Raw genomic sequence first — 19,146 nt, forward strand, 5'->3', positions numbered from 1 at the left:
GAAAAAGCCGGGCTGAACCCGGCTTTTCTAAGAGTTTGTCCATGACAATTGCGTTATTGCGCTGGAGCCGGTGCGGGAGCAGCAGGGGCTGGAGCTGGTGCGGGAGCAGCAGGGGCCGGAGCTGGTGCGGCCGGTGCCGCACCCTCTGCCGGCTTGGCCGGCGCCGCGCCTTCAGCAGGCGCGGCTGCATTCTCGGCCGAAGCGCCGGGTGTCGGCAGCGGCTTCGGATTGTCCGACAGCGTGCGCAGATAGGCGATGACGTTGGCGCGGTCCTCGTCTTTCGGCAGGCCGGCGAAGCCCATCGCCGTGCCCTTCACCAGCTTCTTCGGCGAAAGCAGAAAGTTATTGAGGTGGTCGTACGTCCATTTTTCCGCGCCGCCCTTGGAAAACTCCTTCATGCCGGCCGAATAGGCGAAGCCCGCATGCTCGGCGATGGGACGGTCGACGATATCCCAGAGATCAGGGCCGACCTTGTTCGGTCCGCCTTTTTCGCCGGTGTGGCAGGCCTGGCACTTCTTGAACACGGACGCACCCGCCTCGACATTGGCGTTGGCCAGGAGGTCGGCGATCGGCTTGGCTTCGGCGGGGGCTGCCGGGCCGCCCTCGGCAGGCTCCTCGGTCGCCTCGATGGCGTAGCCGGGTTTTTCCGGTGCTGGGGAGGCGAACAGCGCGTCGGATATGATGCCGACCGAGAAGACGACGAACACGGTTCCGAGCAGGCCGCCGATCAGCTTGTTGATTTCGAAAGAGTCCATACGCCCCAGGCTCCCTTTTCCGGCGGACCGATCCGTCCACTCCGTCCGTCGGTAATCGTGAACCACCCCGCGAGGCGGTCAAATCGGGCGGAAACTAGGTCTTTTGCTCTGGCGTTGCAACACCTATAAGGGCGCTTCCAGTGAGACCTTTTGCCACTTTTCCCTTCCTCTTTTTCGGATGCTTCATCACCCGATGTCCACGCTCATCCTCATCCCGGCCCGCATGGCCTCGACCCGCCTGCCGGGCAAGCCGCTGGCCGACATCGCCGGCGTTCCGATGATCGTCCATGTCGCCCGCCGCGCCGCAGAGGCCAGGCTCGGCCGGGTGGTGGTCGCCACCGATACCCAGAGCGTGGCGGCGGCGGTGCGCACGCACGGTTTCGAGGCGGTGATGACGCGCGTCGGCCATGAATCGGGCTCCGACCGCATCTTCGAGGCGCTGGCCACGCTGGATCCCGGGCGCAAGGTCGAAACCATCGTCAATGTGCAGGGCGACCTGCCGACCATCGATCCCGACATCATCAATGCCGCACTGAGGCCTTTCGAGGATGCGACGATCGACATCGCCACGCTTGGCATCGAGATCGTCCGCGACGAGGAAAAGACCAATCCGAATGTCGTCAAGATCGTCGGCTCGCCGCAGTCGGAGACACGGCTGCGGGCGCTCTATTTCACCCGCGCCACCGCACCTTGGGGCGATGGGCCGCTCTATCATCACATCGGCCTCTATGCCTATCGCCGCTCAGCGCTCGAGCGCTTTGTCGCGCTGCAGCCGTCGCCGCTGGAACGGCGCGAGAAGCTCGAGCAGTTGCGGGCGCTGGAGGCCGGCATGCGCATCGACGCCGAGATCGTGCAGTCGGCGCCGTTCGGCGTCGACACGCCGGACGATCTCGAACGCGCCAGAACCATCCTTTCAACCTGAGACATCTGGACACCTGAGACATTTGGCATGCCTGAAAAAACCAACAGAATAGCCTTCCAGGGCGAGCCGGGCGCCAATTCCGACACCGCCTGCCGCAACATGTTCCCTGATATGGAGCCGTTGCCGTGTCCGACCTTCGAGGATGCTTTCAACGCGGTCGAGACCGGCAAGGCCGACCTCGCCATGATCCCGATCGAGAACACGATTGCCGGGCGCGTCGCCGACATCCATCATCTCCTGCCGGAATCGAAGCTGCACATCGTCGGCGAATATTTCCTGCCGATCCATTTCCAGCTGATGGTTCTGCCGGGCGTCAGGCGCGACCAGATTAAGACCGTGCACAGCCACATCCATGCGCTCGGCCAGTGCCGCAAATATATCCGCAAGAACGGCTGGAAGCCGGTGGTCGCCGGCGACACGGCGGGCGCCGCCAAGCTGGTCGCAGAGCTGAAGGACCGCACCATGGCGGCGCTGGCGCCGGCTCTGGCCTCGACGCTCTATGGGCTCGACATCATCGAGCAGAATGTCGAGGACACCGACAGCAACGTCACCCGCTTCGTCGTGCTGACCAGGAACAGGCAGTGGGCCGAACGTCCCTCGGCCGATGCCAGGATGATGACGACGTTCATCTTCCGCGTCCGCAACGTGCCGGCCGCGCTCTACAAGGCGATGGGCGGCTTCGCCACCAACGGCATCAACATGACAAAGCTCGAGAGCTACCAGCTCGGCGCATTCACCGCGACCCTGTTCTACGCCGACATCGAGGGCCATCCCGACGATCCGCTGGTAAAACTGGCGCTCGACGAGCTTGCCTTCTTCTCGCGCGAAATGCGGATTCTGGGCGTCTACCCGGCCAGCCAGTCGCGTGAGCAGTGGAAGGTGGCGGACTAGCTCAGCGCCTTGCCAGGTGACGAGCATCGGGCGACATTGCTGCGATGTGGCTTCTGAAACTGACGCTCGCGGTCGCTGGATTGTATGCGGCGATTGTTGCGGTCGTGTATGTGCTCCAGTCCTGGCTGATCTTTCCGGCCGGCCTTGCGGGGTTCGGACCCGATCTGCCGGCTGGGGCACGCCATGTCGAACTGGCGACTGAGGATGGCGAGCGCGTCGTTCTGGTCCGCCTGCCGGCGAGGCAGGCGCCGGCCGAGCCACGCCCGCTGCTGATGGGGTTCGCCGGCAATGCCTGGAACGCCGACGCACTTGCCTTCATGCTGCACCAGCTATTTCCCGAACATGAGGTCGCTGCGCTGCACTACCGTGGCTATGCGCCGAGCAGCGGCAGCCCATCGGCCGCCGCCCTGCTCGAGGACGCCCGACGCGCCCATGACCAGCTGGCCAGCGATGCCAAAGCCGGCATCCTCGCGATCGGCCTTAGCATCGGCGCTGCGGTTGCGGCCGATCTGGCGACGTCCCGGCCGTTGCGCGGCATCGTCATGGTGACCCCCTTCGATTCGCTGAGAGAACTCGCCGCTCACCACTATCCCTGGCTGCCGGTGCGCCTCTTGCTGCGGCACCGCATGGAGGCAGCGGAATCTCTGCGCGACCTCGATGTGCCCACGGCCGTCATCACCGCCGAGAACGACACCATCGTACCTGCGGCGCGTTCGGCGCCCCTGCGCGAGGCTGCCCGCGACCTGCGCAGCCACATCGCCATAGCGGCTGGCCACAACGACCTCTATGACCATCCCGACTTCGCCGGAGCGCTACGTGCCTCCGTCGCGGCGGTCATGAGCGATTGAAAAACAATTCGCAGATGTCGGAATTCCGGCGCGACATTCGTCCTTTGCTTGCCGCAATCGAAGAAGGGAGACGACGAGATGAAGGCCTGCCCATGACCCCTACCATCACCGCCTTTGAACGGTCGCCCGATCGCGGCAGGGGACTGGCGCGCGACATGCGTGTTCGCTGGGCGCTCGAAGAAGTCGGCCAGCCTTACAAGGTTCGTCTCGTTTCGTTCAAAGCGATGAAGGAACCCGCGCATCTCGCGCTTCATCCTTTCGGGCAGATTCCGACCTTTGAAGAAGGCGATCTCGCGCTGTTCGAGTCGGGGGCGATCGTGTTCCATATCGCCGAGCGCCATGCGGGCCTGCTGCCAGACGAGGCGAATGCCAGGGCGCGCGCAATCTCATGGATGTTTGCCGCGCTAAACACCGTGGAGCCGCCGATCCTTGAACGCCAAACCGCCGTGCTCCTGGAGCGCGACGAGACCTGGCACGAACAGCGCCTGCCTATGGTCGAAGATCGCATCCGTGACCGGCTGGGCGAGCTTTCCGGTCGTCTTGGCGATGCCGACTGGCTCGATGGCGCGTTCAGCGCCGGCGACCTGATGATGGTGCACGTGCTGCTAAGGTTGAGCGGGTCGGGTATACTGGACGAATATCCGAACCTCTCCGCCTATGTCGCCCGCGGCGAAGCCCGGCCCGCCTACAAGCGTGCTTTCGCCGCTCAACTGGCGGTTTTCACCGGCAAGTCACCAACTTAGCTCAGCGGCGCGTAGTCGATCTCCAAAAACGCCGCGACTTCCGGGATCCAGCGGTCGCGGACGAAGGCGACGTGGTCGGGATGGTCGTTGTAGCCGGAATAGGCAGCCTGGTCGGCGAACTCCATCGAGAAGCCGAAACGATAATCGTTCTTCGGGCTGACCTGCCGCAACTGCTCGAATTTCTCGACGCCCGGTATCGCCGCCAGTATTTTGGCGTCTGCCAGAAATTTTGCCTCCTCGGCCGAGTTCTCCTTGTGCTTCAGCCTGAACACCACTGTATGACGGATCATTTTTGCTTCCCCTGCAGGCTATGCGCTGTCGGCCCAGGCGCGGATGAGGTTGTAGGCGATCGCCCCCTTCGGCGGCGTGACCAGGCCGCCCGGATGCTCGCGGGCCAGCATCGACAGCACGTCGTCGCGAAAGAACCAGCGGCAGTCTTCCAACTCGTTGAGGTCGGCCTGGATGTCGTCGTTGAGCGGCTCGCCGAAGCAGCCGATCATCAGCGAATAGGGAAACGGCCAGGGCTGGCTGGCGTGATAGACGACGCGGCCAAGCCGGATACCGGCTTCCTCCAGCGTTTCACGGCGCACCGCCGCCTCGATCGTCTCGCCCGGCTCGATGAAGCCGGCAAGCGCCGAATACATGCCGGGCGCGAAATGCCGGCCGCGGCCGAGCAGGCATTTTTCACGCGTCGCCGTCAGCATGATCGCCACCGGGTCGGTTCGCGGAAAATGCTCGGTGGCGCAGGCCGGGCAAAGCCGCTTGTAGCCGCCGGCCCGCATCGCGGCTTCAGCGCCGCATTTGCTGCAGAAGCGGTGGCTGGCATGCCAGGCGAGCAGCGCTGCTCCTTGCGCCATCGCGCCGGCCGCCGCCTCGTCGATCAGCCCTTGCATGTAGACCGAGCGATAGTCGATGGCCTTGATGGTATCGGGCAGCTGTTCGGGGTCGATGCCGGCCGGTACGGCGAGCACCGGGCCGCTGTCGGAAAAACCGAGCAGGACGCCACGGTCGAGCGACGCCTCGAGCGGCCGGCTTTCCTCGGCGCCGAACCAGGGGTCGAAGCCGCCACCAATGAGCTTCAGGTAGAGCCGCCCGCCATGCATCAGCAAAAGCCTGGCTGAAGGATCGGCGAACGCCTTTTCGACGGAATCGTCGGCGCGGTTTTCCGATTGCCGGTCGATCATGTTGCCGGCAAAGCCGACGAACTGGCTCGGCTCGCGCAAGGGCGCGTCAAACAGGCGGAAGCTCATCGAGACTCAACTTCAGGATGGACACGGGACAGGCTTATAGCGCCGCCTTTATCTTCTGCGCAAACCGGCGGAGGTCCGAGCGCTCGTAGGGCTCGCGCATACCGTGCCCCCACACCGGGCCCGGCCAGCCGGGATCGCCTTCCGAGCGCGCGATGACATGAACATGCAACTGGCGGACGATGTTGCCAAGTGCACCGCTGTTTATCTTGGTGCAGCCGGTCACGCTTTTCAGCGCCTGCGCCACCATATTGGTCTCGAAGGTCAGCATCGCCTGGTCGAGCGGCGTCAAATCATGGATTTCCTCCGCGCCCGGCCGCTGCGGCACCAGAAGCAGCCACGGCCAGCGGCGGTCGTTCATCACGCGCAACTCGCACAGGCCGAGCCACATCAACTGCTCGCTGTCGGCCTCCAGACGAGCATCCAGCGTGAATCCGGCCTCGAGGCCCGGCGACATCGGCGTTTCCTTCACTTTTGTAGTATTTTTTTACTCCATGGACGCTAGAGCCGCCGCCGTTAGCCCGCAAGAGGGCGGCAAGCGAATCAAGGCCTATCGTGGCGATGATGGTCCGGCGAAGAACTCAGGGTATGGCCTGCCAAGACTTTGGGCTGGAATGAAGTCACCATCTCGCCCCCTCTGGTCTGCCGGCCATGGCTTTCGTTCATCTGTTCTTGCTTTGTGCCGGCCGCTATGCCAGTAGTTTCAACATGGTGCTTATTCGCGCCAGCGATCCGCCTCCGAGGCGGTTTTTTTATTTTCTGGTTTCGCCGCCTGTCACTGCGCCCTTGCATTTCATCGCCGGATTGCCGATATGGGAGCCGGGAGGTTGGTGGTGGACGGTCCACTCGCCAACCGGGTCAGGTCCGGAAGGAAGCAGCCCTAACGAGCCCGGAACGGGTCATTGTTCCAGCCTCCCACCTCTTCGCCTTTCTCCCGCGACATTGACGGCGCCAAGCCCTGCGGGCGAAACTATGCGCAGGAATCGGCCGCCTTGAGCCGCGGCCCTTGGAGCTTTACGGGCGAATGAGCGAAGCCGGAAATTCGGGAACGGAAAAAGCCGCCGCCTATCGCGTTCTGGCGCGCAAATACCGTCCTGCCAATTTCTCCGAACTGATCGGCCAGGAGCCGATGGTCCGCACCCTCACCAACGCTTTCGCCACCGGCCGCATCGCCCAGGCCTGGATGCTGACCGGCGTGCGCGGTGTCGGCAAGACGACGACGGCGCGCATACTCGCGCGGGCCCTGAACTACAAAACATCGACCGTCGACCAGCCTTCGGTCGATCTTGCCGTGCCGGGCGAGCATTGCCAGGCGATCATGGAAGGCCGCCATGTCGACGTCATCGAGATGGACGCCGCCTCGCACACCGGCATCGACGACATCAGGGACATCATCGAGCGCGTGCGTTACGCGCCGGTGTCGGCGCGCTACAAGGTCTATATCATCGACGAAGTGCACATGCTCTCGACGCAGGCCTTCAACGGCCTGCTGAAGACGCTGGAAGAGCCGCCGCCGCACGTCAAATTCATCTTCGCCACCACCGAAATCAGAAAAGTTCCGATCACCGTTCTGTCGCGCTGCCAGCGCTTCGATCTCAGGCGTATCGATGCCGGCACGTTGGTCGCGCACCTCTCCTCGATCGCCGGAAAAGAAGGCATCGCGGTCGATGACGACGCGCTGGCGATGATCGCCCGTGCGGCCGAGGGCTCGGCGCGCGATTCGCTGTCCATTCTCGACCAGGCGATCGCCCATGGCAGCGGCGCGGTCAGCGCCGAAGCGGTGCGCGCCATGCTCGGGCTGGCCGACCGCGCCCGCATCGTCGACCTGTTCGAACATGTGATGAAGGGCGATGTGGCGGCCGCACTGGCCGAATTCCGCAACCAGTACGACACCGGCGCCGATCCGGCCGCTGTGCTGACCGACCTGGCCGAGTTCAACCATCTCGTCACCCGGCTGCGCTTTGTGCCGACAGCCCTCGAGGACGCCTCGCTGTCAGAGGACGAGCGACGGCGCGGCGCCGATTTCGCCAAGGCGCTGTCGGTCAGGGTGCTGTCGCGGACCTGGCAGATGCTGTTGAAAGGCATTCCCGAGGTGCAGTCCTCCAACCGGCCGGTCAGCGCCGCCGAAATGGTGCTGATCCGGCTGGCGCATGCCGCCGACTTGCCGACACTGGACGAGGCGCTGAAATCGCTGGAGGGCGCAGCGTCGGTGCCGAATGGCGCGCCACGTGCGAATGGTGCACCCGCAACCTCTGCCGCCGCAAATCCCGGCCCGGCAAATCCCGGCCCAGCAAATCCCGGTAATGGCGGCGCCAGCGTGGCGCAGACGCGGATGCCGGCGGCCAATGGCGGCGCCCAGACCATGCGGCTGGTCGAACCCGAGCCGATGCCTGCGCCTTTCGTTCCGGCGCCGGAGCCGGTCGCCGATGCGCCGCCGGTGCCGGTGAAATCGCTGGCCGACATCATCGCCCTTGCCGACGCCCAGCGCGACATCGCCTTCAAGGTGCTGGTCAAGCGCTGCGTGCGCCTGGTGCGCATCGAGCCGGGCCGGATCGACGTCAGCCTGACCGACGACGCGCCGAAGATGCTGCTCAACGATCTGACCGCCAAATTGCGCGCCTGGACCGGACGCACCTGGCTGGTGTCGCTGTCGAAGGAAGCGGGCGGCCAGACGCTGGCCGAGATGGAATCGACCAAGCGCGAAAACGCCCTCCTTGATGCCAAGAGCGACCCGACCGTCGCCGCCATCCTGGCGCGTTTTCCCGGCGCCAAGATCATCGACGTGCGCATTCCCGACGCACCGGAAGCCGATGCGGTGGAGGCCGAGGTTCCGATCGAGCCGGCCACCGACGAAGACGAAACCTGAGCAACCGAAGGTCAGCGAAGCAAAAAAATGGGAGCCGGTTTTCGGAGACGATCATGCTTAAAAAAGAAACAAATCAATCGTAGAGGACCACGCGATGAAAGATCTTCTCGGCCTGATGGGCAAGGCGAAAGAAATGCAGGCCAAGTTCCAGGCCATGCAGGACGAGATCGCCACGTTGGAAGCCACCGGACAGGCCGGCGGTGGCCTGGTCAGCGTGACGCTGACCGGCAAATTCGAGATGAAGTCCTTGAAAATCGACCCGTCGCTGTTCAAGGAGGACGAGGTCGAGATTCTGGAGGATCTGCTTCTCGCCGCCCACAATGACGCCAGGGCCAAGGTCGAACAGATGATGCAGGAAAAGACCCAGGCACTGACCGCAGGACTGCCGATACCGCCGGGAATGAAGCTGCCGTTCTAAGAGGCTGTATGCCGGTCGAGCGAGACCATGGCTTTGGCCCGGCCGGCCGCTGCGAAGCTGCGACACTCGAAGGCCATGCCGTCACAGGTGGCCGAAGAGCGCAGCGATCAACACCCACCTGCCGGCCAGCTGTGTCCATTCGGCAACTCTGCTCACTTAATAACGCTTTAGCCATCTTTTTGCCCGAAAGTGTCTCATTCTTGCCGCAACCAGGGGCGGGCTGGCGACAGAATGAGGGGATATCTTTGATCGTGACCCGATGGAAGACGCCGTTGCTGCTCGGCGTCATCACCTCTCCGCTGTTTTTGGCCGCCTGCAGTCAGACCACGCACGGCCTGTCCGTGGCCAGCCTGACTGATACCGCTAGGTCCCGGCCCTACAATCACACAGCGAAGGACAAGGAGTGCCTCCAGCGCGCGATGTTCTTCGAATCCAACCGGTCGAGCCGCGACGGCATGATTGCCGTCGGCACGGTGGTGATGAACCGGCTGCGCTCCGGCAAGCACGGCAACACCATCTGCCAGGTGGTCGGCGAACGCGGCCAGTTCGCGCCGGGCGTGATGACACGGCCGATGAATTCGAAGGCGATGCCCGATGTCGAGGAAGCCGCCGAGGCGGTGCTCAGGGGCGAGCGCAAGGCCAAGCTGAAGAACTCGATGTTCTTTCACACCGCCGGTCTGCGTTTCCCCTACAAAAACATGCACTACACCATGGTCGCCGGCGGCAACGCCTTCTACGAAAAGCGCGGCCGGAACTGGAAACCATTGCCGGACGAGCCCACGGTCGCGGTGGCACAGGCGACGCCGCGGCGGTCGCGCGCCGCAGGGGTGACGCTCATGGCCTCTGCTGCGCCGGCCGCCAAGGCGGCGCCCAGCAAGGTGACCTATGTGACGGCGGTCGCATCGCAACCGGCAAAGGCTACTCCAGGGAAGGCAACGCCGGAGAAGGTGACCTTTGTGGCGATGCAGGAGCCGGACGCTGCCCGTTTCGGCAGCACCGCCGGTGCGCAACCAGCTACGTCATTTTCGGCGGCGCCGGCCGAGCCGACGATGTCGTTTGAATCGACACCCGAGAACACCGATGCCATCGGTGCGATGATCGCCGGCCAGGGCAGGCCGCTGGAAGCCTACTGAGGCGATCGACGGTCGACGTCGGCGCCGCCCCTCATCTGCCTGCCGGCACCTTCTTCCCGGATAGTGACGGGAAGAAGGGATCTGGCCACAACCTTGGCACCCTTCCTGCAACGCCGGAAATTGGCGAAATCATTTGAGATGGCGTCTTTCTCCCCGTCACTATACGGGGAGAAATGCCCGGCAGGGGCAATGAGGGGCAGCGCAAACCTGAGCGATTGTTCGCAGCAGCCGCGCCGCAGGAGAGTTCCAAAACCAATTGAAAAATCCTAAACCGATGCGATGTCGAAGCGAATCGCCGGTCCCGAGATCGAACGCCTGATCCAACTCCTGGCCAAGGTGCCGGGGCTTGGGCCCCGTTCGGCCAGGCGGGCAGCGCTTCACCTCATCAAGAAGAAGGAGCAGTTGCTGTCGCCGCTCGCCGCCGCCATGAGCGAGGCGGTCGACAAGGTGCGCATCTGCTCGACCTGCGGCAATGTCGATACGTCCGACCCCTGCATGATCTGCACCGATCCGCGCCGCGACGCCGGCACGCTCATCGTCGTCGAGGACGTGGCCGACCTGTGGGCGCTGGAGCGGGCGGCCGCCATGAATGTCCGCTATCACGTGCTCGGCGGCTCGCTGTCGCCGCTCGACGGCATCGGCCCCGAGCAGCTCAACATCCGCTCGCTGGTCGACCGCGTCGCCGGCGGCGAGGTCAAGGAGGTGATCCTTGCCGTCAACGCCACCGTCGAGGGTCAGACCACCGCGCATTATCTCACCGATCAATTGTCCGGCTTCGATATCAAGGTGACGCGGCTGGCGCATGGCGTCCCGGTCGGCGGCGAACTCGACTATCTCGACGAAGGCACGCTGGCCGCCGCGCTGCGCTCGCGGACGGCGTTTTGAGGAAGGGGGGCCTATTGAGATGATTGCATTCCGTCGCGCCCCCCTCTGTCCTGCCGGACATCTCCCCCACGAGGGGGGAGATTGGCTGTCGCGCCTGTTTTCGCCAGTCTTCAATGTTGCAAGATTGGCGACAAAATCAAAGCTGCGAATCTCCCCCCAAGTGGGGGAGATGTCCGGCAGGACAGAGGGGGGCGCGACAGAACGCGGACTTTGCAGATTGGCTGCTTTTTTTCTCGCCGCACTGACTGCATTCCTCCTCGCCACCCCCGCCTCCGCCACAAAACTCGACACCCAGTTCCGTGCCTGGCTCAAAAACGACATCTGGCCCGAAGCCAACGCCAACGGCATCTCCAGAAAAACCTTCGACGCCGCCTTCGACGGCATCAAACCGAACCTCAAACTGCCCGACCTGGTAATGCCGGGCAAAAAGGCGACGACGCCGCAAAAGCAGCATCAGGCGGAGTTCGGTTCGCCCGGCGCCTATTTCGCCGAAAAGACGGTTCGCGCCGTGACCGCTGGTGGGCGCACCCGCAAGGCGGCCAATGCCAGGACCATTGCTGCGATCGAGAAGCGCTACGGCGTGCCGGGCGAGGTGCTGCTGGCGATCTGGGGCCGCGAGAGCGGCTTTGGCGCGGCGAAAATGCCTTACGACGCCTTCGAAGTGCTGGGGACCAAGGCCTTCATGGCGACCAGGAAGGATTTCTTCCGCACCGAGCTTATGGCAGCGCTCGAGATCGTCGAGCGCGGGCTGGCCCCGGTCGGCGCGATGAAATCGTCATGGGCCGGCGCACTCGGCCAGCCGCAGTTCATGCCGAGTTCGTTCCTCAAACATGCCGTCGACTTCGATGGCGACGGTCGGGTCGACATTTGGAACTCGGTGCCGGACACGCTGGCCTCGATCGCCAACTACCTCGTCCATTATGGCTGGGTGAAGGGCCGCGGCTGGGGTTTTGAGGTGACGGTGCCGGAAGCGGTCTCCTGTTCGCTCGAAGGCCCGGACCAGGGCAAGAGGATTTCCGAGTGGGCTGATCTGGGCATCAAGCGCATCGCGGCAAGACCGTTCCCGGCGCGCGAATTGAAGGCCGAAGGCTTTCTTCTGATGCCGGCCGGGCGCAGCGGTCCAGCCTTCATCGTCACGCCCAATTTCTACGTGCTGAAGCAATACAACACCAGCGATCTCTACGCCCTGTTCATCGGCCACGGCGCTGACCGCATCGCCAACGGCGACAGCAATTTTTCGGGGCGCTGGGGTGCGGTCGGCGGGCTCCACAGGTCCGACATCGCCACCTTGCAGCGGGCGCTGGAGGCCGAGGGCTACGACGTCGGCAGCGCCGACGGCCTGCCCGGTTTCAAGACGCGCCGGTCGATCGGCAAATGGCAGGCCAGGAACGGTCGCGCCGCCACCTGTTTTCCCGACGCCGACCTGGTCACCGCGTTGAAATAGGGCGACTGCGGGTGTCGATTCCGGCGGCGGCGTCTGGCTGATCCTGGCCCAACAAACAGCTTTGCAAATGCTCGTTGCCGCGCCTGAAACCGCCGGATATGGTGAGGCGGAACTGGATAAAAATCACCAGGGCGACCGGTTCAGGGTCACCGTTCGATTAGAGCGCCGCGCGTCCGTTGGACGCGCAAAGGACGCTCTAAGACTTTGAACTACACATCGTGCTTTCCGAAAATCGATTCCGATTTTCGGGCCGATGTGTCAAGTGAATGCCAAACCCTGAGCCGGGAACTCAGGTCAACAAAAACAGGGAACAGTTAAAAATGATGATGGAAAAGTTTGCCCTACGCTCCCGCTTCGTGCTCGCCGGCGCAGCCATGTCCGCGCTGCTTCTGGCCGGTGCGCCTGCCCTTGCGGTCACGCCGGCCGACACGCTGGTCGAGGGTTTCGCCATCGACGACATCATCTCGATGGATCCGGGCGAGGCGTTCGAGCTGTCGACCGCCGAGGTCACCGGCAACACCTACGACCTGCTTGTCCGCCTCGACTTGAGCGACACCTCCAAGGTCAAGGGCGATCTCGCCGAAAGCTGGACTGTCTCCGACGACGGATTGACCTACACTTTCAAGCTCAAGCCCGGCCTGAAATTTGCCTCGGGCAATCCGATCACTGCGGCTGATGTCGCCTATTCGTTCGAGCGCGCCATCAAGCTCGACAAGAGCCCGGCCTTCATCATCGGCCAGTTCGGCATCAATGGCGACAACGTCACCGAGAAGGCCAAGGCCGTCGATGACACGACGTTCCAGTTCACGGTCGACAAGGCCTATGCGCCGAGCTTCGTCCTGAACTGCCTGTCGGCAACGGTCGCGTCGGTCGTCGACGCCAAGCTGGTCAAGGAACATGCTGCCGCGGTGACGCCCAGCGCCGACTACAAATACGACAACGACTTCGGCAACGCCTGGCTGAAGACCGGCTATGCCGGCTCCGGCGCCTTCAAGCTGCGCGAATGGCGGGCCAACGAGGTCGTCGTCATGGAGCGCAACGACAATTACCACGGCGAAAAGGCCAAGCTCGCCCGCGTCATCTATCGCAACATGAAGGAAAGCTCGGGCCAGCGCCTGGCGCTGGAGGCCGGCGATATCGACGTTGCCCGCAATCTCGAGCCGAACGACCTCGACGCCATCGCCAAGAACGCCGATCTCACCACCACCAGCGCGCCGAAGGGCACGGTCTTCTACATCAGCCTCAATCAGAAGAACCCGAACCTCGCCAAGCCGGAGGTTCGCCAGGCCTTCAAATATCTCGTCGACTATGATGCCTTGAGCTCGACCATCCTCAAGGGCATCGGCGAGATCCACCAGACCTTCCTGCCAAAAGGCGTGCTTGGCGAGCTGGACGAAAATCCGTTCAAATTCGACCTCGCCAAGGCCAAGGAACTGCTCGCCAAGGCCGGCATGGCCGACGGCTTCAGCGTCACCATAGACGTACGCAACACCCAGCCGGTGACCGGCATGGCGGAATCGTTCCAGCAGACGCTCGGCCAGGCCGGCGTCAAGCTGGAGATCATTCCCGGCGACGGCAAGCAGACGCTGACCAAATACCGCGCCCGCAATCACGACATCTATATCGGCCAGTGGGGCCAGGATTATTTCGATCCGAACTCCAACGCCCAGACCTTCGCCAGCAACCCCGACAATTCGGATGAAGGCAAGACCAAGACGCTGGCCTGGCGCAACGCATGGGATATTCCGGACTTGACCAAGCAGACCGAAGCGGCCCTGCTCGAGAAGGATCCGGCCAAACGCGCCGCAATGTATCAGGATCTGCAGAGGAAGATTCTCGAAACCAGCCCTTTCATCATCGTTCACCAGCAGCTGGAAGTGGCCGGCCTGCGCAAGAACCTCAAGGGTTTTGCGCTCGGCCCGAGCTTCGACACCAATTTCGTCAGCCAGATCACCAAGGAATGATGCCGGCGGACGCGCCGCATGAGTACTGTTGAAAGCGAAGCGACCGCAGGGCGCGGCAGCGCCCGCGCTGTCGCTGTCGCCTCGTCGATCGCCCGTTTCCTGGTCATCGCGATAACCACCTATCTCGGTCTTCTCGCGGTGACCTTCTTCATCGGCCGGGTCATCCCAATCGACCCGGTGCTGGCGGTGCTCGGCGACCGGGCGCCGGCCAATGTCGTCGAGCGCACCCGCCGCGAGATGGGGCTCGACCTGCCCCTGATCGAGCAGTTCTACATCTATGTGAAGAATGCCCTGAACGGCAATTTCGGCACCTCGGTGCTGACCACCAATCCGGTGATGACCGACATCCGCCGCGCCTTTCCGGCGACGATCGAGCTGGCGACGCTGGGAACGCTGATCGGTGCTTTGCTTGGTGTGCCGCTCGGCGTGCTGGCCGCGGTCCGGCGCGGCAGCATCATCGACCAGATCGTGCGGATCATCGGCTTGGTCGGCTACTCCGTGCCGATCTTCTGGCTGGGACTGCTGGCGCTCGTGCTGTTCTACGCCAGGCTGCAATGGGTGGCTTTTCCCGGCCGCCTCGATATCGTCTACGAATACACCTTCACCCCGATCACCGGCTTTTATCTCCTGGATGCGCTGTGGCAGCGACAGTGGGATGTGTTTCGCGATGCCTTCCGCCACATCATCCTGCCGGCCTCGCTGCTTGGCTATTTCTCGCTCGCCTATATCAGCCGGATGACGCGATCGTTCATGCTGAACGAGCTTGCCCAGGAATATATCGTCGCGGCGCGCGCCAAGGGCCTGTCGGAAACACGCATCATCTGGGGCCACGCGCTGCGCAACGCCGCCGTGCCGATGGTCACCGTGATCGCGCTCTCCTATGCCGGTCTGCTCGAAGGCTCGGTGCTCACCGAGACCGTGTTTTCCTGGCCGGGTATCGGCCTCTACATCACCAATTCCCTGCAGAACGCCGACATGAACGCCGTGCTCGGCGGCACCATCATCATCGGCTCGGTGTTCATCGGCATCAATCTCCTGTCCGACCTGCTCTACCGGGTGCTCGACCCAAGGACCAAGGTACGATGAGCGCTGAAGCAATCCAGAGCCGCCGCGACTGGCTGCTCAGCGAGCGGCCGGCGTCGCGCATGCAGGCCAGGCTCGGCCGCGCCTATGTCGCGTGGCGGCGCTTTTCAGCCAACCGGCTGGCGTTTCTCGGCCTGCTCATCATCATCGCTTTGCTGGTGGTCGCCGCCTTTGCCAATGTGCTGGCGCCCTATTCGCCGACATTCGGCGACCTCAAGGGCTCGCGGCTGCTGGCGCCAAGTGCCGAGCACTGGTTCGGCACTGACGACCTTGGCCGCGACATCCTTTCGCGCGTCATCTTCGGCTCGCGATGGACGCTTTACGTCGTCATTCTCGTCGCAGTCATCGCCGCTCCTATCGGCCTGCTGGTCGGCACCGTCGCCGGTTATGCCGGCGGCTGGATCGATGCGATCCTGATGCGTATCACCGACATCTTTCTCGCCTTTCCGAAGCTGATCCTGGCGCTGGCCTTCGTCGCCGCACTCGGCCCCGGCATCGAGAATGCGGTGCTCGCTATTGCCGTCACCTCATGGCCGCCCTACGCCCGTATCGCGCGTGCCGAAACGCTCACCGTGCGCAATTCGGATTACATCAAGGCGGTGCAATTGATGGGCGCCTCGCCGTTCCGCATCGTGCTGCGCCACATCATGCCGCTCTGCATCTCCTCGCTGATCGTCAGGGTGACGCTCGACATGGCCGGCATCATCCTGACCGCCGCCGGTCTCGGCTTCCTCGGCCTCGGCGCGCAACCGCCGCTGCCGGAATGGGGCGCGATGATCGCGTCGGGCCGCCGCTTCGTGCTCGACCAATGGTGGGTGGCCGGTGCACCGGGCTTTGCCATCCTCTTCGTCAGCCTCGGCTTCAACCTGCTCGGCGACGGCCTGCGCGACGCGCTCGACCCCCGCAGTGGTGACCAATGAGCACGCTTCTCGAGGTCGACGATCTGCGCGTCACCTTCCCGACGCGCACCGGCCGGATCGAGGCTGTGCGCGGCGTCTCCTTCTCGCTCGGCCGCGAACGGCTCGGCATCGTCGGCGAGAGCGGTTCCGGCAAGTCGCAGACCGGCCGCGCCATCATGGGCCTGACCCCGCCGCAGGCCGAGGTCACGGCCAGGAAACTTGCCTTCGACGGCACCGACCTGCTCGCGGCCTCGCCCCGCGACCGCCGGGCGCTGCGCGGCAAGCGCATCGCCATGATCCTCCAGGATCCAAAATACTCGCTCGACCCGGTGATGAGCATCGGCCGCCAGATTGTCGAGACGCTGCGCACGCATGAGAAGGTCGGCAAGGCGGAGGCCCGCGACCGGGCGCTCGCCATGCTGGAGGCGGTGCAGATTCGCGATCCCGCCCGTGTCTTCGACCTGCATCCGCACGAGGTGTCGGGCGGCATGGGCCAGCGCGCCATGATCGCCATGATGCTGATTGCCGGGCCGGAGATGATGATCGCCGACGAGCCGACCTCGGCGCTCGACGTCACCGTTCAGCTCGACGTGCTCGGCATCCTCGACAGGCTGGTCAGCGAGCGCGGCATGGGCCTGATCTTCATCTCGCACGATCTGCGCCTGGTCTCGTCGTTCTGCGACCGGGTGATCGTCATGTATGCCGGCAGGGTGGTCGAGCAGCTCAAGGCGTCGGAGCTCGGCCGCGCCCAGCATCCCTACACGCGCGGCCTGCTCAACTGCATGCCCAAGATCGGCGCCGACCGTCACCCGCTGCCGGTGCTCGACCGCAAGCCGGAGTGGGCGGCATGACGGCAGCACTTTCTGTCGACCGGCTGGAGGTGGTCTTCGACCGCTTTCGCGCGCTGAAGGGTGTCAGCCTCGAAGTGCAATCCGGCGAATCCTTCGGCCTGGTCGGCGAATCCGGCTCCGGCAAATCGACGCTGCTGCGGGCGATCGCCGGCCTCGCGCCGGCCGCTTCGGGCAGCATCACCGTCAACGGAAAAAAACTCGGCAAGCGCCGCGACAAGGCCTTCTATCGCGAGGTGCAGATGGTCTTCCAGGACCCCTACGGCTCGCTGCATCCGCGCCAAACCGTCGACCGACTGCTGCAGGAGCCGCTCGCCATCCACGGCTTTGCCGATGGCGAGAAACGCATCCAGCGGGCGCTCGACGAGGTCGGGCTCGGCACCGGCTTCCGCTTCCGCTATTCGCATCAATTGTCGGGTGGCCAGCGCCAGCGGGTGGCAATTGCGCGGGCGCTGATCCTCGAACCGGCGATCCTGCTGCTCGACGAGCCGACCTCGGCGCTCGACGCTTCCGTGCAGGCGGAGGTGCTCAACCTGTTGGAAGACATCCGGCGGCGGCGCAAGCTGACCTTCCTGATGGTCAGCCACGACCTCGCCATCATCACCCATATGTGCGAGCGGCTGATGGTGATGCAGAACGGCGAGGCGGTCGAGCATCTCACCGCTGATGACCTCGTCGAGCGCCGCGTCAGCAAGGATTATACGCGCAATTTGCTCAGGGCGAGCGACGGGTTTGTGCGGACTGCGTGAGTCAAATCAGCTGTCCGCGTCGCGAAGGAATGCGACCTTAGCGGCGGCAGGCCCAATGACCCGGCGACGGTGCCAACTTGAGGAAAACATGAAATAACGCCAGAACAAATCTGAACCACCACCAACCGAGAACGGGCGCCGGCCCGGTGAGGGAACATCATGAAGAACTCAGCCATCTCCGAACGCAAGAACCAGTCGATCTCGCGCGGCGTCGGCATGACCACGCAGATTTATGCCGACCGCGCCGAGAACTCGGAAATCTGGGATGTCGAGGGCCGTCGCTACATCGATTTCTCGTCCGGCATCGCCGTCGTCAACACCGGCCACCGCCATCCCAAGGTGATCGAGGCGGTCAAGGCGCAGCTCGACCGCTTCACCCATACCTGCCACCAGGTGGTGCCCTATGAGAGCTATGTCAGCCTGGCCGAACGGCTGAACGGCTTGCTGCCAGGCAAATTCGACAAGAAGACGATTTTCGTCACCACCGGTGCCGAAGCGGTGGAGAACGCCATCAAGATCGCCCGCAACGCAACCGGCCGTCCGGCGGTCATTGCCTTTGCCGGCGGCTTCCATGGCCGCACCTTCATGGGCATGGCGCTGACCGGCAAGGTTGTGCCCTACAAGGTCGGCTTCGGCGCCATGCCGGCCGATGTTTTCCACGCGCCGTTCCCGGTGGCGCTGCATGGGATCACGGTCGCCGATTCGCTGGCCGCGCTCGACCGGCTGTTCAAGGCCGATGTCGATCCGGCCCGCGTCGCCGCCATCATCGTCGAGCCGGTGCAGGGCGAGGGCGGATTTTACGAGGCGCCGCGCGACTTCATGACGGCGCTGCGCAAGATCTGCGACCAGCACGGCATGCTGTTGATCGCCGACGAGGTGCAGACCGGTTTTGCCCGCACCGGAAAGATGTTCGCCATGGATCATCACGAGGTGGCGCCCGACATCACCACCATGGCCAAGAGCCTTGCCGGCGGCTTCCCGCTGTCGGCGGTCACCGGCCGCGCCGAGATTATGGATGCGCCCAGCCCCGGCGGGCTCGGCGGCACCTATGGCGGCAGCCCGATCGGCGTTGCCGCGGCGCATGCCGTGCTCGACGTGATCGAAGAGGAAAAGCTCTGCGACCGCGCCAACACGCTGGGCAACCGGCTGAAGCAGCGGCTGCAATCGATCCGCGACGACACGCCGGAGATCGTCGATATCAGAGGCCCGGGCTTCATGAACGCTGTCGAGTTCAACGATGTGAAGAAGGGCCTGCCGTCGGCCGAGATCGCCAATGCGGTCCGGCTGAAGGCGCTCGACAAGGGCCTGATCCTGCTCACCTGCGGCGTCTACGGCAACGTCATCCGCTTCCTCGCGCCAATCACCATCCAGGACGGCGTCATGAACGAAGCGCTCGACATCCTGGAAAGCTCGATCCGCGAGGTCCGCGCCGCCTGAGCGGATCTTTCTTC

General features: G+C 64.0%; 19 protein-coding genes and 1 other RNA gene. 16 read left to right on the forward strand and 4 right to left on the reverse strand.

Features of this window, described 5'->3' with window-relative positions; all coding sequences use genetic code 11:
- Positions 1–53 precede the first annotated feature (53 nt).
- Positions 54–755: a c-type cytochrome gene (locus AC0L3O_RS29390; RefSeq protein WP_473617384.1), complete on the reverse strand. Its 702-nt coding sequence runs from the start codon at positions 753–755 to the stop codon at positions 54–56.
- 193 nt (positions 756–948) lie between these two features.
- Here AC0L3O_RS29390 and AC0L3O_RS29395 point away from each other — a divergent pair, with 193 nt between their 5' ends.
- The 4 genes from AC0L3O_RS29395 to AC0L3O_RS29410 all read left to right on the forward strand — a co-directional run bounded on the left by AC0L3O_RS29395 (position 949) and on the right by AC0L3O_RS29410 (position 4,159).
- Complete coding sequence (locus AC0L3O_RS29395; protein ID WP_473617386.1) at positions 949–1,677, forward strand: 3-deoxy-manno-octulosonate cytidylyltransferase; 729 nt, start codon at positions 949–951, stop codon at positions 1,675–1,677.
- Positions 1,678–1,704: 27 nt separating this feature from the next.
- Positions 1,705–2,568 (forward strand): prephenate dehydratase, encoded by an 864-nt coding sequence (locus AC0L3O_RS29400; RefSeq protein ID WP_023802077.1) that lies wholly within the window; start codon positions 1,705–1,707, stop codon positions 2,566–2,568.
- Between the two features lie 44 nt (positions 2,569–2,612).
- On the forward strand, positions 2,613–3,416 hold the full coding sequence (locus tag AC0L3O_RS29405; protein ID WP_473617387.1) for an alpha/beta hydrolase: 804 nt from the start codon (positions 2,613–2,615) through the stop codon (positions 3,414–3,416).
- A gap of 92 nt (positions 3,417–3,508) precedes the next feature.
- Positions 3,509–4,159: a glutathione S-transferase family protein gene (locus tag AC0L3O_RS29410; protein ID WP_473617389.1), complete on the forward strand. Its 651-nt coding sequence runs from the start codon at positions 3,509–3,511 to the stop codon at positions 4,157–4,159.
- On the opposite strand, the gene AC0L3O_RS29415 is transcribed toward AC0L3O_RS29410, so the two are convergent.
- Genes AC0L3O_RS29415 through AC0L3O_RS29425 form a run of 3 tightly spaced genes read right to left on the reverse strand, consistent with a single transcriptional unit; the run spans position 4,156 to position 5,863 of the window.
- Positions 4,156–4,449, reverse strand: coding sequence for a Dabb family protein (locus AC0L3O_RS29415; protein ID WP_128174054.1), 294 nt, complete (start codon positions 4,447–4,449; stop codon positions 4,156–4,158). The genes AC0L3O_RS29410 and AC0L3O_RS29415 overlap by 4 nt on opposite strands.
- An 18-nt stretch (positions 4,450–4,467) precedes the next feature.
- A complete protein-coding gene (gene nudC, locus AC0L3O_RS29420; protein ID WP_473617390.1) occupies positions 4,468–5,409 on the reverse strand; it encodes an NAD(+) diphosphatase in 942 nt (313 codons plus the stop codon).
- A gap of 34 nt (positions 5,410–5,443) precedes the next feature.
- The gene (locus AC0L3O_RS29425) at positions 5,444–5,863 is read right to left on the reverse strand and encodes an HIT domain-containing protein (protein ID WP_023802081.1); all 420 of its coding nucleotides are present in this window, start codon (positions 5,861–5,863) and stop codon (positions 5,444–5,446) included.
- Between the two features lie 365 nt (positions 5,864–6,228).
- Between AC0L3O_RS29425 and ffs the strand changes: the two genes are divergently transcribed.
- The 12 genes from ffs (at position 6,229) to AC0L3O_RS29485 (ending at position 19,132) form a co-directional block, all read left to right on the forward strand.
- Positions 6,229–6,325: signal recognition particle sRNA small type (gene ffs / locus AC0L3O_RS29430), an RNA gene on the forward strand.
- A 105-nt stretch (positions 6,326–6,430) separates the two neighbouring features.
- A complete protein-coding gene (locus AC0L3O_RS29435) occupies positions 6,431–8,272 on the forward strand; it encodes a DNA polymerase III subunit gamma/tau (RefSeq protein WP_473617391.1) in 1,842 nt (613 codons plus the stop codon).
- 94 nt (positions 8,273–8,366) lie between these two features.
- Positions 8,367–8,690, forward strand: coding sequence for a YbaB/EbfC family nucleoid-associated protein (locus AC0L3O_RS29440; RefSeq protein WP_023802083.1), 324 nt, complete (start codon positions 8,367–8,369; stop codon positions 8,688–8,690).
- A 245-nt stretch (positions 8,691–8,935) separates the two neighbouring features.
- Complete coding sequence (locus AC0L3O_RS29445; protein WP_287345331.1) at positions 8,936–9,823, forward strand: cell wall hydrolase; 888 nt, start codon at positions 8,936–8,938, stop codon at positions 9,821–9,823.
- Between the two features lie 279 nt (positions 9,824–10,102).
- The gene (gene recR / locus AC0L3O_RS29450; protein ID WP_023802085.1) at positions 10,103–10,708 is read left to right on the forward strand and encodes a recombination mediator RecR; all 606 of its coding nucleotides are present in this window, start codon (positions 10,103–10,105) and stop codon (positions 10,706–10,708) included.
- Between the two features lie 169 nt (positions 10,709–10,877).
- Positions 10,878–12,152 carry a lytic murein transglycosylase gene (locus tag AC0L3O_RS29455; RefSeq protein WP_473617393.1) on the forward strand — a complete coding sequence of 425 codons (1,275 nt, stop codon included), beginning with the start codon at positions 10,878–10,880 and terminating at the stop codon, positions 12,150–12,152.
- 323 nt (positions 12,153–12,475) lie between these two features.
- Positions 12,476–14,116: an ABC transporter substrate-binding protein gene (locus AC0L3O_RS29460; RefSeq protein ID WP_473617402.1), complete on the forward strand. Its 1,641-nt coding sequence runs from the start codon at positions 12,476–12,478 to the stop codon at positions 14,114–14,116.
- 18 nt (positions 14,117–14,134) lie between these two features.
- Positions 14,135–15,202 carry an ABC transporter permease gene (locus tag AC0L3O_RS29465; protein ID WP_023802089.1) on the forward strand — a complete coding sequence of 356 codons (1,068 nt, stop codon included), beginning with the start codon at positions 14,135–14,137 and terminating at the stop codon, positions 15,200–15,202.
- Entirely contained in the window at positions 15,199–16,119 is a 921-nt protein-coding gene (gene nikC / locus AC0L3O_RS29470) for a nickel transporter permease (RefSeq protein WP_023802090.1), read from the forward strand. The genes AC0L3O_RS29465 and nikC overlap by 4 nt, the downstream gene beginning before the upstream one ends.
- Entirely contained in the window at positions 16,116–16,949 is an 834-nt protein-coding gene (locus AC0L3O_RS29475) for an ABC transporter ATP-binding protein (protein ID WP_287068180.1), read from the forward strand. The genes nikC and AC0L3O_RS29475 overlap by 4 nt, the downstream gene beginning before the upstream one ends.
- Positions 16,946–17,695, forward strand: a complete 750-nt coding sequence (locus tag AC0L3O_RS29480) for an ABC transporter ATP-binding protein (RefSeq protein ID WP_287068179.1) — start codon at positions 16,946–16,948, stop codon at positions 17,693–17,695. The genes AC0L3O_RS29475 and AC0L3O_RS29480 overlap by 4 nt, the downstream gene beginning before the upstream one ends.
- A gap of 159 nt (positions 17,696–17,854) precedes the next feature.
- Complete coding sequence (locus AC0L3O_RS29485; RefSeq protein ID WP_473617394.1) at positions 17,855–19,132, forward strand: 4-aminobutyrate--2-oxoglutarate transaminase; 1,278 nt, start codon at positions 17,855–17,857, stop codon at positions 19,130–19,132.
- Positions 19,133–19,146 lie beyond the last annotated feature (14 nt).

This window comes from Mesorhizobium sp. WSM4810 (genome assembly GCF_055811235.1).